The following is a 14,789-nucleotide window of genomic DNA, read 5'->3' as shown; positions in this document are numbered from 1 at the left end:
CCCCCGCACCACCCCCGGGCTCGAGCTCACCCGCAAAGGGAACATCGTCGCCGATCCGGAGACCGGACAGACGAGCAAGGAAGGGGTGTTCGCCGGGGGCGACATCGTCACCGGTGCCGCCACGGTGATCCAGGCGATGGGAGCTGGCAAGCGCGCCGCTGCGGCGATCGACCGCTATCTGCGGAGTAAGGGTTAATCCTCTTCCGCGAACTCCTCCTTCATCCGCCTTACGAGCTCGGGATCAGTGAGGACGTCGACCGCGGTCATCCCGAGCGCCTTGGCCGCGATCAGCATCGCCTCCAGCCCGCGGGCGGAGATGGAGGCCGCCGCGAACTCGCGCGAGTGACCCGCGACACTCTCGTCGCATATCTTGATGTAGGCGTGGATCGCCGGGACGACCTGGGAGACGTCTCCCATATCTGTCGATCCCATCCCCTCATCCGGCTTGGGTGGAGAGAGGGGCTCGCCGAGGGCCTCCAGATTCCTGGCGAACGCCTCCCCGAGGGCGCGGTTCGGTTTCATCGCCTTGTACGAATGGCCGACGACCTTGAACTCAAGCCGCGCTCCGGTGGCGAGGGCCGCCCCCTCTGCACAGGCGCGCAGCTTCTCCAGCAGCTCGTCGCGGTACTCGTTCTCCGGGGCGCGAACGTAAAAATTGGCGGCGGCGTGCTCGGGGACGATGTTCGGCTTGGCCCCGCCGTCGGTGATGATCCCGTGGATCCGCGCCCCGTCCTTGATGTGCTGGCGCAGGGCGTTTAATGAGTTGAACGTCTGGATCACCGCATCGAGGGCGTTTATCCCCTTCTCCGGCGATCCCGAGGCATGTGCTGCCTTCCCGTGGAACTCGATCACCACCTCGATGAACGCCAGGCTCCCCCGGTCGACCACCGTGTGTGAGGACGGATGAAACATCATCGCCGCGTCGACTCCGTCGAACAGTCCGGCCTCGACCATGATCACCTTCCCGCCTCCTCCTTCCTCGCCCGGGGTTCCGAAAAAGAGGAGCCGCCCCGGGAGCCGGTCCTTCACCGCGCCGACGGCGAGAGCCGCGCCAAGACCGGCGGCGGCGATCAGGTTGTGGCCGCAGGCGTGCCCGAGTTCAGGGAGAGCATCGTACTCCCCCAGGATCGCCACGGTTGGCCCGTCGCTCACGGCAGGATGCTCGGCCCGAATCGCCGTCTCCAGGCCCGCCACTCCGAGTTCCACGGCAAATCCGGCTTTCTTGAGCTCCGTGGCGAGGAGGTCGGCGGCGTGATGCTCCGCGAACTTGAGCTCCGGGTGTTCATGGATGTCACGCGCCACCTCGATCAGCCTATCCGCGATTCGATCGACGTTATCCCGTACCGCTTCCTTCAGTTCGTCCATCCGTCCTCCTTTCGGTGATCGCCTGATGATAACTGATAACGCTCCCTTCCACCTCATTGCGCCAAGGGTGATGTCTAAACCGACAGTCTATGCGGAATAATCACTACGTAAATCACTAAGGAGGTGAGGTAGATGAAGAAAGGTTGGTTGGTAACTGGCCTTGTAGTGTTGTTGGTCCTTGCGCTCGCTGGCTCCGCGTTTGCCGCCAAAAGGCAGAAGGGCCCAGGGGTGGAGGTTAGAGCACGCGTTGCCGGGCAGATCCTCCTTTCGATCGAGAGCGGAGATGAGATCAGCTTTAACGTCGATCCGCTCAACAACCCGGAGGATACAGCGGAGACCGTTCTTTCCGTAAAGACGAACGCTCCGCGTTATTCAATCGTCGCTGAGATCGGGAACTTCATGATCGGCGATTACGATCTTATCAAGAACGGGAAGTTCTTCATCCGGTCCAAGGCTCCGGGGAGCGGACAGGGGATCGACGATTGGACCGTTCCCAGGCCCGGCCAGATGACGATCGTCAAGAACGAGGATGGCTTGACCATGGGCGAAGAGATCAAGGTGGAGTACAAGCTCGCCGTCGATTTCTCCGTCCCGGCCGGTGAAGGGAAGTTAAAGATCGCGTTCACCGCTATCGCAGCGCTGTAAAGGAGGTGAGCTATGGTTAAACGAGCACTTCCAATTGCGCTTTTAATCGTAGCCTTGGTCTCGGCGCTGGCCCTTGCTACGGGGGTCTCCATCTCCCCGGCAGTCACCGAGATCCTCCTCCCGCCCGGAGCGTCGTACACTGGGGAGATCACGGTAGAGAATACCAGTGACGAGTCGGTCGTAGTCGAGGCGGTGGTGCGCGGGTTTACTTCCCCGGAAGGGGTGCCGGTCCTTCTCGACCCATCGATCGATAACTACAAGTACTCCGGGCGAGAAGTCCTCACGATCACCCCAAATAAGCAACAGATTGGACCGGGGGAGAGCGTGGTTTTCAACTACACGGTGACGATGCCGGAGGACCTCGATCCATACGGTGGTAGATATGCAGCGGCTGTGTTCAAGGTGGAGCCGCCGTCCGCGAGCGAGGCGCAGGTGGTGGTCACCGCTCAGGTGGCGTCCCTGTTCCTCCTCAACCCCGGTGGTGACGCCGCGCCCCACTTCACGTTCAAGGACTTCCGGGTGTGGCAAGACGTGGGAAATCCGCGGCTGATCCACTGCGATGGACTGATAACCAACGACGGGAACGTGCACGCCGATACGGAGCAGATGTATGGGTTCATGCAGATTACCGATCAGGACGGATACATCGTCGGGCAGATGGTATGGCATCCGCATACCATGCTCCCGGATAACTCCTACCGCCATGAGGAGACGTGGGAGGCGCCTGACTGGCTCCAATCCGGCACTTACTACTTCTACATGACAACGATCATCTACCGCCCGGACGGCGAGGATCCACAGCGCTACTTCGCCGTGTTCGAGAAGGATCTGCAGTTCTAGAGAGAGCACAACGGCCGGGGGAGTCCTCCCCCGGCCTATTTTTTCGCGTATTGCGTGTAGATCTCGATCAGCTTCTGCGTCGCATTCTGCACCGACAGTTCCTTTGCCCGCTTGAGGGCCCCTTCTTGGAGCTTGCGGTAGCGGGCGGGGTCATCCATCAGAGAGAGGACGGTTTGGGCGAACTTCTCTTCGTCCTCTGGGACGAGGAGGCCGCTCACTCCATCCTCCACCACGTCTAACACCCCCATCTCCCCGATCGCCACCGGCGGCGTTCCCCCGGCCATTGCCTCCACCAGGACGAGTCCCTCGGTCTCGGTTTTGGAGGCGAAGATGAACAGATCGGCCGCCTTGTACAGGTCGACGAGGCGGGGATGATCGAGGAATCCGGTAAAGACTACTGCCTTCTCCAATCCCTCCTCGTGCACCAGTCGCTCCAACGCGAGACGGCGCGGCCCATCCCCGGCGAGGACGAGCACGGAATCCCGATCAACCGCGTGGATGCGCTTGTAAGCGCGCAGGAGAAAGTCGAGGTTCTTCTCCGCGGCGAGCCTGCCGGCGTAGAGGTAGAGACGAACAGAGGGATCGATCCCGAGGGACTCCCGCGGATCCCAAACCGGCGGACGGTGGAACAACTCCTGGTCGACCCCGAACGGAAGCACGTGAATCGGTCGTTTCACCCCGTAACCGAGAAGTTCCTCCCGCATCGGATTCGACGGGACGGTTACCGCGGTGCATCGGTTGCAGAACCACGCTGCCAGTTCCGCGGTCGTCCGCTTCGGCGGGCGCAGGGGGAACGGAAGGTAGTGGCGGTAGGCGACGAGATGGGTGTGGTAGGTGTGGATGTGGGGAATACGGTAGCGGGCCGACGCTCCCAGGGCGACGAGCCCGAGAGAGAACGGGGTATGACTGTGGATGATGTCGAGGCGCTTGAAAGTGCGTGTCGCCCTGCGGTTGTATGGAAGGGCGACACGGCTCGCTTTATGGAAGATAAACCGACGTGAGCGGAAACGATACACTCGGGATTCCCTCTCCTGGGGCCCGGCGTATGCGGGGACGTAGATATGGACTTCATGTCCGTTCCGTTCCAGCTCCCGCTTGAGCCAGGAGACGACGCTCGTCACCCCGCTTATCTCCGGGAGGTAGGCATCGGAGAAAAGGCCGATCTTCATGCATCCTCCTTGTTGCACTTGAGCTGGCCGCCATGACCGAGGAGTGAGTAGCTGCTAGAGTGGGCCTCGATCGGTAGTTGATCAACGGTTTGCATCGCTCGATTATTCTAGTTCAACCAGGCATCCCGGACAAGCTTGACTCTCCCGCGCATCGATGCTATATTTGTAGTGACAAATCTGCATGTGCGGAGGGTCTATGGGAAACGGCACAGAACTTCGTTCCGCAAAAGTAAACGAAGCACCCGCTTTCCCGTCTTTATTCCGTTTATCGTGTACTGCAACATTTCGTTCATCAAGGGAGTCCAACGTATCAGCCGTTCAAAGTTCTCATCAAAGGGGGTGGTCGCATAGAGGAAACTTCGCTTTGAGGAGGCAATACAGGGGCACGAAGTAAAAAGGAGGAAAAAGATGAAAAAGCTATTGATCATTGGCCTTGCGTTCTCACTTTTGATCACGGCGACGACGCTCGCCTATGGACAGACTCTAAACGTGGCTTCGCGCGTGTTCAGCCCGCCGGATGAGCAGAAGTTCATCCGCGAGCAGATCATCCCGCTGTTCGAGAAGGAGAATCCGGGAGTAAAGGTTGACTTCGAGATCCTGTCAGATTCGGAGCAACTGGACAAACTGACCGCCCAGAAGCAGGCCGGTAACACCACGCTGGACGTGATCCTCACCTACGTCTCGAACTTCGCCAACCTGGTGAAGGCCGATGTGGTCGCTGACCTGACGAACGACATGGACACGGTTGCCCCGAATCGGACCCTGAGCGCCGGCTTCCTGAAGCAGGGGAACTTCGATGGCAAGCAGTATTTCATCCCGTTCGCCGGTGACGATTACGCGCTCATCATCAACCGGAAGGCGCTCGACTACCTCCCGGAGGGGGTGAGCCTTAACTCCATCACCTATGATCAGCTCGTCGCTTGGGCGAAGAATATCTACGACAAGACCGGTAACAAGATGTTCGCTGTTCCCGGCGTGCGGATGGGGCTCCTCACCTACATCGTTGGCTCGTCCGTCCTCGCTTACGGCGGCGGGTTCCCGGACGTTAACTCTCCTGAAGCCCAGAAGGCATGGGAGATGTGGCACTCGATGTACCCGTACATCAACGACGCGTGGACGACTTACAAGTCGGTGATCGATCCGATGCTTCGTGAGGAGGTTTGGCTTGCTATCACCCATATCGCCCGCGCCGGACAGGTCTACCTGGCGGACCCGTCCAAGTTCACCCTCGCTCCGGTTCCGTACGGTCCGGTAGACCGGGGGAGCGTCGCCGGCAACAACAGCATCGCCGTAGTAAAAGACGCGCCGCATCCGGCCCTTGCCCGGAAGTTCGTCGAGTTTATGACTCGCCCGGAGATCCAGGCGAAGATCGCGGAGAACCTCTCGTTCATCCCCGCGGTCAAGGAAGCGGTCGACCGCATGCCTCCGGGCCCGTCGCGCGACATCATCGCCACCGGTAACGCTGGGATGAGCGGTATCGTCGCGTTCATCCCGGGACCGACCGCTCCCGGCGGAGACTGGGGCGTCGTGAAGCAAGCATACGAGGACTCGTTCTACTACATCTGCGCCCGGAACAAGGGTGTGGACGTGAACTTCCTCAACATGCAGCAGTCGGTTATCGACGCGCAGTACAAGTAGTCGAGTTAAATTATGGGGAGGGCGGTGTCCGCCCTCCCCGCTTTTTAAGGTTGGAAAAAAGGTGAAAAGGAATCTAGCGCGGTATTATCCGTATTTTCTTATTTTGCCCACCCTGATCTATTACATCGTGTTCTGGGCGGTGCCGGCGTTCAGCGGGATAAAGCTTGCGTTTACTGGCCCGAATGGCTTCACCCTGCAGTACTTCCGCGACGTCTTCTCTGACCCTTATTTCTATCAGGCGATCTGGGTGACGTTTATCTTCCTTGCAGTATCGGTCACGGCGGAGTTCCTCCTCGCCCTGGCGGTCGCGCTCTTAATAAATACTAACTTTCGTGGCTCATCACTATTCCTATTCATCGCATTGATCCCGATGGTCCTACCCGAGATCAGCTACGGGGCGATGTGGGCGACCGGATACACCTACCACGGTTGGATCAACTCGATCCTCGTCCACATGGGCGTCATGTCCGCCCAACATCCGATGATGTGGCTCGCGTTCGGGAAGACGGCGCGGTGGATCGGGCTCCTCGTCCTCGCTGAGGCGTGGCGCGGGCTCCCGAGCGTGATGATCATCCTCCTCGCTGGGCTGCAAGGGATCTCCAAGGAGTATGGTGAGGCAGCGCGCCTGTTCGGAGCAAATCGGTTTCAGACACTGCACAAGATAACCCTGCCGCTCCTTAAACCGAGCATTCAGACCGCGCTCATATTGCGGGCGATCGGAGCGGTGCAGATATTCGTCATCGTCACCGTTATCTTCGGGTACCGAAACCTACCCACCCTGGTTGAGGAAACGGTGTATTACTTCACCCAATTGCATCAGCGGGAGCTGGGGGCAGCGTACGCTTTAGTCATAGCAGCGATTATTGTTACGTTAACTGTTATTTACCTATGGCTCTCCGGGTCGTTCCGGGAAGGGAGGGAGGAGAATGTCGGCTGATAACGTGGTCGCTATCGGGGTCAACTGGCGCAAGCTGGCGGGGAAGACGATCCTCTACCTGGCGGTGGCCGGGCTCGCTTGCTTCATCCTCGTCCCGGTTTACTTCCTGTTCATGCTCTCGTTCATGCCGAAAGCGGAGGCGTACACCTGGCCGCTTAGCTTATACCCACACCATGTTACGCTGGAGAACTACCGTTTCTTCTTGCTGATCAACCCGAAGATCCTCCCATCGATCGTACGCTCGGTGGAGGTAGCGCTGGTGACGATCGCGATCGCTCTCTCCATCGGGGGGATGGCCGGGTACGCGTTCGCCCGGTTCCGGTTCCGGGGGCGGAACGCCCTCAAGCTGAGCGTGTTGTTCGTGCGGATGTATCCCGCAGTTGCCCTGACGATCCCGATGGCGGTGATGTTCATGCGGTTCGGGATGTACGACACCCCCTTCCCGATCGCCCTTGCCTTGAACTACGGGGTGGGGAACATCGGACTCACCATCTGGATCACAGCGAGCATATTCATGGGGATCTCGGTGGAGATGGAGGAACAGGCGATGGTCCTCGGGATGAGCCGGGTTGGCGCGTTCTTGCACATCACCCTCCCGCTCGCTGCCCCGGGCCTGGCCGCGGCGGCGATCTACACGTTCATCGGGGCGTGGAACGAGACGGTGATCGCCACCATCATGACCCAGTCCAATCCCACCCTGGCAGCGGTCACCTACCACACGGTTGCCGATGCGGCCGGCTCGATCCACCTTCAGAGCGCCGGCGGGGCGTTCATGGCGTTCCCGGCGCTGATATTCGCGTTCTTCATCAAGCGGTATATCATCCAGATGTGGGGCGGGGTGAGAATATGATGGAAGGAGAGTCTGACGATGGCGGAGGTTAAGCTGCAGGGAGTGAGTAAGCGCTTCGGGAAGCGGGTCTGGGCGGTCCGCGACTTCGACCTTGAGATTAGGGACCGGGAGTTCATCGTCATGCTCGGACCCTCCGGGTGCGGAAAGACGACGACCCTGCGGATGATCGCCGGGCTGGAGGAGCCGACCGCGGGGGCGATCTACATCGGGGACCGATTGGTGAACCTCCTCCCGCCGCGCGACCGGGACATCTCCATGGTCTTCCAGAGCTACGCCGTCTGGCCGCACATGAAGGTGTACGACAACATTGCGTTCGGCCTCCGCTACCGCCGGCACAAGGCATCCAAGTTGGGGAAGCGGGAGATCGACGCGGTGGTGCACGAAGTGGCGCGGATGGTAGCGATCGAAGAGCTCCTCAACCGCTATCCGACACAACTCTCCGGAGGACAAAGACAGCGCGTCGCTCTCGCCCGCGCCCTGGCGGTCAAGCCGCAGGTATTCCTGTACGACGAGCCCCTCTCCAACCTAGACGCCAAGCTCAGGATCCAGATGCGCACTGAACTGAAGCACATCCACGAGCAGGCGGGGTCTACCTCTATCTACGTCACCCACGACCAGTCCGAGGCGATGGGAATGGCGGACCGGATAATGGTGATGGAGAAGGGGCAGGGATCTCAATTAGGTACTCCACAGGAGATCTATTTCCACCCGACCAATCGGTTCGTCGCTGGGTTTATCGGCACCCCGCCGATGAACATGCTCACCGTTCAGGTGCAGGAGGAGGATGGACGGTTGTCCCTTGTGTCTCCCCACTTTGAGTTCTTCCTCCCTGCCGAGCTGGCGGACCGATTGCGAGCACATACCGGTCGCGAGGTGACACTAGGAGTGCGACCGGAGGATCTGATGATCCTCCCGGAGGGGAAGGGGGATTTCTCGGCCGAGGTGTTCGTGGTGGAACCACAAGGCCCGCAGCAGATCGTCTCGTTCAAGCTCGGGGAAGGGTTGATCTTCAAGTCCGTGGTGGACGCGACCATGCCAGTTGCGCCCGGGCAGTCGGTGGAGCTCAAGTTCAATCACGCGCGGATCCATCTGTTCGACGAGGAGACAGGGGAGCGCATCAACTGAGCCGGCGGCTCAATGCTGGATGGGACTGTCATTGCACTGGATCGGTTTGTGCTATCGCAGTGCAAAGCCGGGCGTTTTGCCCGGCCATCGTGTTCAGGTTCGCCACCCCGAGTGCCACGGCAAGTCCGCCCTCCTTAGGAGTCCGCGGCGATGAGCTTTGCAGCGCTCCCCTGCGTGAGTCCCTCTCCTGTGTACCTATTCCGTCTTCATTGGTTGAGCGTCAAGATCCGAACTTCGGAGCCCAATTGTTGTAGTTGAACAAAATCGGGAGGGCGCGTCCGGACCAGCGCCCGAGCCCACCGCGGCCGGCAGCCCGCTCCCCGAACTCGGTTGTGGCGTCGGTGCGCACGTTCGGCCCAACGTACAGGATCGGAACCGGCTCGGCGGTGTGATCACCGTAGTCGATCGGGGTGGTGTGGTCACCGGTGAACGCGAGGTGGGTCTCGCTCCAATCGAGCTTTTCCATCAATGTGCCGATAAGCTCAGCGTCGATCCGCTCGATGAACCGCATCTTCCCCTCGGCATCCTGATCGTGTCCCTTGTTATCCGTCCCCTTAACGTGGATGAAGACGTAGTCCAGCTCATTCAGCGCCTCGATCGCGGTCTTCGCCTTGGAGACGAGATCTGTATCCACCCCGCCGGTCGCTCCCGGCGCATCGATCCGGGTCATTCCGCAGGCAAGGGCGACCCCGCGGTACAGAGCGGCCCCGGCGATCACCGCACCGCGCACCTTATAGACCTTCGCGATCGGCTCGAGGTGGGGAAGGTCGGCCGCCCCCCGCAACAGGACGATGTTCGCCGGCGGCTTACCCGCCGCGATCCTCTCCCGGTTCACCGGATGGTCCTTCAAAACCTCGTAGCTCTTGCGGGTGAACTCGTTCACCGCCGCCGCGGTCCGCCGCGCTCCCGGCTCGTCGGACAGCGGCTGTGCGTCCGGGATCACCACCCCGGTCTTGTGCGGATCGTTCTCGCTCACGTGGCGGGTGAGCCCCTCCCCGCGCAGGCGCAGCGCCCCCCGGTGCTGCGTGCTCGCCTTGAACGCGAATTTCACCCCATCAGAAAGCTCGATCTGCGTCAGGGCCTGCGCCAGGGCCTCCTGCCCCGATTCGATCCGTCCGGCGCGGCGGTCGAGCAGCTTGAGCCCGTCCGGGGTCTCCTCCACGGTGGCGAAGTTGGCACGGAAGCAGACGTCACCAGGCTCGACGTCGATCCCGATCCCCAGACACTCGTATACCCCTCTCCCGGTGTACACCTCATACGGGTCGTAGCCAAGAAGGGAGAGGTGAGCGGTGTCGCTCCCTGGCCGCACTCCGGGCCGGATCGGATCGATCAGCCCGATCGCCCCCCGCCGCGCAAGCTCGTCCAGGTTCGGAGTGCGCGCCGCCTCGAGACACGTCTTTCCCGCAAGATCGCTCGGCCGACCGCCGAGCCCGTCGGCAATGATAAAAACTCCCTTCATATTTCCCCCTTTCGCTGCGGTTACTGTACCTCCGACCAACGGCGAATGCAACGCGGACTTTTATTTCCCGGCCGATTCGAGTAAGAACTGGATATGGATCGATTGAAGGAGGCGTTGGTAACGGCACTCACGACGGCGGTGACCCGTCTTCCGGACGACGTCATCGCCGCGTTATCCCGAGCACGAGATAGTGAGGACTCCCCGATCGCAAGACAGGAGCTGGAGACGATCCTGAAAAACACAGCCCTTGCCCGGGACGCTGGTCTCCCCATCTGTCAGGACACCGGCACCCCGACGTTCTTCGTGGCTGCCGGAGCGGACAGCCCTCACCTTGGGATCATCACCCCGGCGATCACCCGCGCGGTGGCGGAGGCAACTGAACGCATCCCGCTCCGGCCGAACACGGTCGATCCGTTCACCGGCGACAATCCCGGGAACAACCTCGGGCAGGGAATTCCGCTCATCGACTGGGAGGTCGTCCCCGGGGACGCGGTAAAGATCGCGATCCTGCCCAAGGGAGGGGGGAGTGAGAACGCCTGCGCCCTCCGGCTCCTCCGTCCAAGCGCTGGGATCGCCGGGGTGAAGCGGGCGGTGGTCGAGCACATCGCTGCGGTCAAGGGGCTCCCCTGCCCTCCGACGATCGTCGGAGTGGGGATCGGGGGAGGAGCGGATGCCGCGCTCCGGCTCGGGAAGCGGGCCCTTCTCCGCCGCGTTGGAGAACCGCACCCAGAGGCGCGGGTCGCCGCGTTGGAGCGGGAACTGACCACGCTCTTGAACGAGACGGGGATCGGGCCGATGGGCCTCGGCGGGAGGGCGACCGTGCTCGCGGTGCACGTCGAGTACGCGATGCGCCATCCCGCTTCGCTTCCGGTCGGGATCGTGATCCAATGCTGGGCCGACCGCCGTGCGGTCGTGTTGCTCCGTTCCGACGGAAGAATCGAGGTGGAAGGATGAGGACGATCGCGCTCCCGGACGATTTGGACGCGGTGGCGACCCTCCGCGCCGGGGACCGGTTCTACCTTACCGGGCGCGTGTTCACCGCCCGCGATGCCGCACACCGATTGCTCCTCGCGCGTCACGAACATGGCGGACCGCTCCCGTTCGTCCCGAGCCGAATGGGGCTCTACCACTGCGGCCCGCTCGTGCGGCGCGATGCGGCCGGTTGGCACGTCCTTTCCGCCGGGCCGACGACGAGCATGCGGATGGAGCCGGATGAACCGCGATTCCTCGCCGCGTTCCGCCCGCGGATCGTCATCGGGAAGGGGGGAATGGGGCCTGGGACCGCCGCTGCGTTGGCCCGGATCGGTGGAGTCTACGCCCATTTCACCGGCGGTGCCGGGGCACTGGCGGCGCGGTCGATCGACCGGGTGGAGGGTGTCTTCTTCCTGGAGGAGCTCGGGATGGCGGAGGCGGTGTGGATCCTTCACGTCACTCGGTTCGGTCCCCTCCTCGTGACCATTGATCCCGCAGGCGGGAACCTGTACCGAGGCGTCGAGGAGGAAAACGCAGCACGGATGAAGAAAATCATGCAACGAATCGAGAAGGAGGCGCGATGAAGGAAATGATCCCCGAAGGCGAGCGCAAGCGCCGGGCAGAGGTCCCGGGGAAGCTTGCCCCGACGTGGCATGCGTTTTACCGCGGGAAGATCGAAGCAGGGATAAAGTGCGGGGTGACGGGATTTGCTGACCTTGGAATCTGGTACACACCCGGGGTGGCTGCCCCGTGCCGGGAGATCGCGGAGGACCCGGACAAGGTGTTCGAGTACACCAACAAGGCGAACGCGGTCGCGGTGGTCTCCGACGGCTCGCGCGTCCTCGGGCTGGGGGACATCGGACCGCGCGCCGGGCTGCCGGTGATGGAGGGGAAGGCCCTGTTGTTCAAGTACCTCGGCGGGGTGGGGGCATTTCCGATCGTGCTCGACACACATGATCCGGACGAGATCGTCCAGGCGGTGAAGTGGATCGCTCCTGGGTTCGGAGGGATCAACCTGGAAGACATCTCAAGCCCGAAGTGCTTCTACGTCCTCGAGCGGCTGCGCGCCGAGCTCGACATCCCGGTCTGGCACGACGATCAGCAAGGGACGGCGGCGGTCGTCCTTGCCGGGGTGATGAACGCCCTCAAGCTGGTGGGCAAGCGCCTGTCCGAGGTGGAGGTCGCCCAGCTCGGGGTCGGAGCGGCGGGGAGCGCGACCATGCGGGTGCTGATCAAGGCAGGAGTCCCGGCAGGGCACATCCGCGCGGTCGACGTGGTGGAGGGAAGGCCGCGCCTCCTCACCCCGGACATGGACCTCGAACGGCTCTTCCCCCATCGCGGGGAGATGCTGAGCAAGACCAACGCCGGGCGAATCCGCGGCGGGATCCCCGAGGCCCTTGCCGGCGCGGACGTGGTCATCTCGTTCACCCGCCCGGGTCCGGGGACGATCGCGCCGGAGTGGCTCCAGGGGATGAACCGGGACGCGGTCGGATTCTTCATGGCGAACCCAACCCCGGAGCTCTGGCCGTGGGAGGCGAAGGCCGCCGGGGTGCGGATCGTCGGGACCGGGAGATCGGACTTCCCCAACCAGATCAACAACTCGATCGGGTTTCCTGGGATCTTCCGCGGGACGCTCGACGTGTTCGCGAAGACAATCACCGACGAGATGGCGATCGCCGCCGCCCGCGCCATCGCCAAAACGGCGGAGGAGAAGGGGTTAAGCGAAGACTACATCATCCCCACGATGATGGAGACCGAGGTATTCGTCAACGAGGCGGTCGCCGTTGGGCTGACGGCGATCGAACAGGGGATCGCCCGCCGCATCCTCACCGCGGACGCCCTGCGCCGCGCAGCGGAGGAGAAGATCCACCACGCCCAACAGGAGACGAGAATCCTGATGGAGACAGGGCACATACCGCCCCCGCCTCAGGCGAAGTGACCGTTCCCCCGCATCGCACGGCGGCGAGCGCCTGGGCTGCGGTTCGGTGTCCCCCTCGCTTCATCTCCCCGGACACTCGGCGGCAACGGCCGGATCGATCCCCTTGTTCCCGTACGCCTTCTCGAAGTGGGCGGCGAACTCGGCGGCGAGCCGGTCGGCCCGCGCTTCGTACGCTTCCTTGTCCTCCCAGGTCCTCTTCGGGTCGAGGATCTCGGCCGGGACGCCGGGACAGCTTTTGGGGACGAGGACGTGAAACCGCCTGTCCTCCTCGTACTCGACCTCAGCTAGCTTCCCGGTCAGGGCGGCGTCGACCATTGCCCGGGTGAGTCGAATGTCCATCCGCTTCCCGATCCCGTACGGCCCGCCCGACCAGCCGGTGTTGACGAGGTAGACCTCTGTCCCGTGCCGGTCCATCTTCTCTCCGAGCATCCGCGCGTAGACGTCGGGGTTCCGCGGCATGAACGGCTCGCCGAAGAACCGGGAGAAGGTCGTCTTCGGCTCGACGATCCCGGTCTCGGTCCCGGCGAGCTTGCTCGTGTAGCCCATCAGGAACCAGAGCATCGCCTGATTCCGGGTGAGCCGCGCGATCGGGGGGAGAACCCCGTTGGCATCGGCAGTGAGGAACAGGATCGTCTTAGGGTGCCCGCCGCGGGCGGTCGGCTTGACGTTCGAAAGGTAGGTGAGCGGGTAGGAGGCGCGGGAGTTCGGGGTGAGCCGATCGTCGGACAGGTCGAAGCTCCCGTCTGGGTAGACCATCGCGTTCTCCACGATCGCCCCGTGATCGAGGTAGTGGTCCGGATGGAAGACGGCACGGTAGATCTCCGGCTCCTTGTCCGGATCGAGATCGATCAGCTTGGCGTAGCAGCCGTTCTCGAAGTTGGCGATCCCATTGTCGCTCCAGCCGTGCTCGTCGTCGCCGAGGAGGGCGCGGTGGGGATCGGCCGACAGGGTCGTCTTCCCGGTGCCGGATAGCCCGAGCAGAAGCGCAGTATCCCCGTCCGGCCCCTCGTTCGCCGAGCAGTGGAGGGGGAGGATCCCCTCGCCTGGGAGGAGGTAGTTCATCACGGTGAACATCAGCTTTTTCACCGAGCCGCCGTAGGCCGAGCCGTAGACGATCCCGATCCTCCGGTCGTAATCCATCCCGATCACCATCGTCGAGGTCCCCCCGATCCGCGGATCGATCCGCAATCGGCCTTCATACCGCTTCGGATCGAGCTTGTCGTAGGGAAGGACCAACAGGGTGAACGGCCGCTCCGCGAAGATGCTCTCCTCGATCCCATCCGGGACCGGGCGGAACATGTTGTCGGTGAACAGTGCGGTGAGGGAGCTCGCGGTGATCGTCCGGACCGGGAGGGCGTAGGCCGGATCGGCGCCGAGGACGCGATCGGTGATGTAGATCTGGTCCTTTCCCTTAAGAGTGGCGATCGCATCCGCGAAGACCATGTCGAACGTCTCCTCGTCGATCGGGATGTTGTTCGGGGAGTCCCAGTCGATCTTCTTCTCGCTCTCCTTGCGGCGGACGGTCAGGGTGTCGAGCGGGCTGCGCCCGGTCGACTCCGGCGGCGTCCAGGTGGCAAGCGCCCCGGTTGTAAGGATGATCGCCTCGCGGCGGCGGACTGATTCCGCGATCATGAACCTGCGGGTCGGGTTTTGAAAAACGGTGGGACGATTCAGAAGCGATTCGACGTGCGTATGAAAGTCCATCCTCTCCTCATCCTCTTTCTTACTTACTCCGCATCACGCGGGCATCGAATCATAGCGCACCCGTGCGAGAAAGCAAAGCTTTTGGGTATAACGCGGATTCAACTCGTAAGTGCAACTTTGGCAACTGGTCTAATAAGGTGAGCTGC

At 62.3% G+C, this 14,789-nt stretch carries 14 protein-coding genes; 10 read left to right on the top strand and 4 right to left on the bottom strand.

All coding sequences use genetic code 11. The features are described from left to right. A partial coding sequence (locus J7J55_02140) for a dihydropyrimidine dehydrogenase (protein MCD6141505.1) occupies positions 1–196 on the top strand: 196 nt, incomplete at its 5' end. Here the strand turns inward: J7J55_02140 and J7J55_02135 are convergent. Continuing rightward, positions 193–1,365 (bottom strand): M20 family metallopeptidase, encoded by a 1,173-nt coding sequence (locus J7J55_02135; GenBank protein ID MCD6141504.1) that lies wholly within the window; start codon positions 1,363–1,365, stop codon positions 193–195. The genes J7J55_02140 and J7J55_02135 overlap by 4 nt on opposite strands. A gap of 132 nt (positions 1,366–1,497) precedes the next feature. On the opposite strand from J7J55_02135, the gene J7J55_02130 reads away from it, so the two are divergent. Both J7J55_02130 and J7J55_02125 read left to right on the top strand, forming a co-directional pair. Beyond that, complete coding sequence (locus tag J7J55_02130; protein ID MCD6141503.1) at positions 1,498–2,010, top strand: hypothetical protein; 513 nt, start codon at positions 1,498–1,500, stop codon at positions 2,008–2,010. Between the two features lie 12 nt (positions 2,011–2,022). Next, on the top strand, positions 2,023–2,850 hold the full coding sequence (locus tag J7J55_02125; GenBank protein MCD6141502.1) for a hypothetical protein: 828 nt from the start codon (positions 2,023–2,025) through the stop codon (positions 2,848–2,850). A 35-nt stretch (positions 2,851–2,885) separates the two neighbouring features. Here J7J55_02125 and J7J55_02120 read toward each other — a convergent pair whose 3' ends face one another. Then, a complete protein-coding gene (locus tag J7J55_02120) occupies positions 2,886–4,019 on the bottom strand; it encodes a glycosyltransferase family 4 protein (protein MCD6141501.1) in 1,134 nt (377 codons plus the stop codon). Positions 4,020–4,427: 408 nt separating this feature from the next. Between J7J55_02120 and J7J55_02115 the strand changes: the two genes are divergently transcribed. The 4 genes from J7J55_02115 to J7J55_02100 all read left to right on the top strand — a co-directional run bounded on the left by J7J55_02115 (position 4,428) and on the right by J7J55_02100 (position 8,569). Further along, positions 4,428–5,657 (top strand): extracellular solute-binding protein, encoded by a 1,230-nt coding sequence (locus J7J55_02115; GenBank protein ID MCD6141500.1) that lies wholly within the window; start codon positions 4,428–4,430, stop codon positions 5,655–5,657. 61 nt (positions 5,658–5,718) lie between these two features. Continuing rightward, positions 5,719–6,594 carry a sugar ABC transporter permease gene (locus J7J55_02110; GenBank protein ID MCD6141499.1) on the top strand — a complete coding sequence of 292 codons (876 nt, stop codon included), beginning with the start codon at positions 5,719–5,721 and terminating at the stop codon, positions 6,592–6,594. Continuing rightward, a complete protein-coding gene (locus tag J7J55_02105; GenBank protein MCD6141498.1) occupies positions 6,584–7,444 on the top strand; it encodes a carbohydrate ABC transporter permease in 861 nt (286 codons plus the stop codon). The genes J7J55_02110 and J7J55_02105 overlap by 11 nt, the downstream gene beginning before the upstream one ends. An 18-nt stretch (positions 7,445–7,462) precedes the next feature. Then, positions 7,463–8,569 carry an ABC transporter ATP-binding protein gene (locus J7J55_02100; protein MCD6141497.1) on the top strand — a complete coding sequence of 369 codons (1,107 nt, stop codon included), beginning with the start codon at positions 7,463–7,465 and terminating at the stop codon, positions 8,567–8,569. 220 nt (positions 8,570–8,789) lie between these two features. On the opposite strand, the gene J7J55_02095 is transcribed toward J7J55_02100, so the two are convergent. Continuing rightward, positions 8,790–10,028, bottom strand: a complete 1,239-nt coding sequence (locus J7J55_02095) for a 2,3-bisphosphoglycerate-independent phosphoglycerate mutase (GenBank protein ID MCD6141496.1) — start codon at positions 10,026–10,028, stop codon at positions 8,790–8,792. 93 nt (positions 10,029–10,121) lie between these two features. Here J7J55_02095 and J7J55_02090 point away from each other — a divergent pair, with 93 nt between their 5' ends. The 3 genes from J7J55_02090 to J7J55_02080 are packed head-to-tail and all read left to right on the top strand — an operon-like array spanning position 10,122 to position 12,939. Further along, entirely contained in the window at positions 10,122–10,982 is an 861-nt protein-coding gene (locus J7J55_02090; GenBank protein MCD6141495.1) for a fumarate hydratase, read from the top strand. After that, a complete protein-coding gene (locus J7J55_02085) occupies positions 10,979–11,584 on the top strand; it encodes a fumarate hydratase C-terminal domain-containing protein (protein MCD6141494.1) in 606 nt (201 codons plus the stop codon). The genes J7J55_02090 and J7J55_02085 overlap by 4 nt, the downstream gene beginning before the upstream one ends. A 5-nt stretch (positions 11,585–11,589) precedes the next feature. Beyond that, entirely contained in the window at positions 11,590–12,939 is a 1,350-nt protein-coding gene (locus J7J55_02080; GenBank protein ID MCD6141493.1) for an NADP-dependent malic enzyme, read from the top strand. Between the two features lie 60 nt (positions 12,940–12,999). On the opposite strand, the gene J7J55_02075 is transcribed toward J7J55_02080, so the two are convergent. Next, the gene (locus J7J55_02075; GenBank protein ID MCD6141492.1) at positions 13,000–14,643 is read right to left on the bottom strand and encodes a phosphoenolpyruvate carboxykinase (ATP); all 1,644 of its coding nucleotides are present in this window, start codon (positions 14,641–14,643) and stop codon (positions 13,000–13,002) included. Positions 14,644–14,789 lie beyond the last annotated feature (146 nt).

Source organism: Candidatus Bipolaricaulota bacterium (assembly GCA_021159055.1).
Lineage (GTDB): Bacteria > Bipolaricaulota > Bipolaricaulia > UBA7950 > UBA9294 > S016-54.
The sequence above is the reverse complement of the archived record's forward strand: the minus strand, read 5'-3'. Positions and strand labels throughout refer to the sequence as shown.

Excerpts from the sequence above, each read along its gene's own strand:
- J7J55_02135 (MCD6141504.1), bottom strand. The coding sequence starts at position 1,365 with ATGGACGAACTGAAGGAAGCGGTACGGGATAACGTCGATCGAATCGCG.
- J7J55_02130 (MCD6141503.1), top strand. The coding sequence starts at position 1,498 with ATGAAGAAAGGTTGGTTGGTAACTGGCCTTGTAGTGTTGTTGGTCCTT.
- J7J55_02125 (MCD6141502.1), top strand. The coding sequence starts at position 2,023 with ATGGTTAAACGAGCACTTCCAATTGCGCTTTTAATCGTAGCCTTGGTC.
- J7J55_02120 (MCD6141501.1), bottom strand. The coding sequence starts at position 4,019 with ATGAAGATCGGCCTTTTCTCCGATGCCTACCTCCCGGAGATAAGCGGG.
- J7J55_02115 (MCD6141500.1), top strand. The coding sequence starts at position 4,428 with ATGAAAAAGCTATTGATCATTGGCCTTGCGTTCTCACTTTTGATCACG.
- J7J55_02105 (MCD6141498.1), top strand. The coding sequence starts at position 6,584 with ATGTCGGCTGATAACGTGGTCGCTATCGGGGTCAACTGGCGCAAGCTG.
- J7J55_02100 (MCD6141497.1), top strand. The coding sequence starts at position 7,463 with ATGGCGGAGGTTAAGCTGCAGGGAGTGAGTAAGCGCTTCGGGAAGCGG.
- J7J55_02095 (MCD6141496.1), bottom strand. The coding sequence starts at position 10,028 with ATGAAGGGAGTTTTTATCATTGCCGACGGGCTCGGCGGTCGGCCGAGC.
- J7J55_02090 (MCD6141495.1), top strand. The coding sequence starts at position 10,122 with ATGGATCGATTGAAGGAGGCGTTGGTAACGGCACTCACGACGGCGGTG.
- J7J55_02085 (MCD6141494.1), top strand. The coding sequence starts at position 10,979 with ATGAGGACGATCGCGCTCCCGGACGATTTGGACGCGGTGGCGACCCTC.
- J7J55_02080 (MCD6141493.1), top strand. The coding sequence starts at position 11,590 with ATGATCCCCGAAGGCGAGCGCAAGCGCCGGGCAGAGGTCCCGGGGAAG.
- J7J55_02075 (MCD6141492.1), bottom strand. The coding sequence starts at position 14,643 with ATGGACTTTCATACGCACGTCGAATCGCTTCTGAATCGTCCCACCGTT.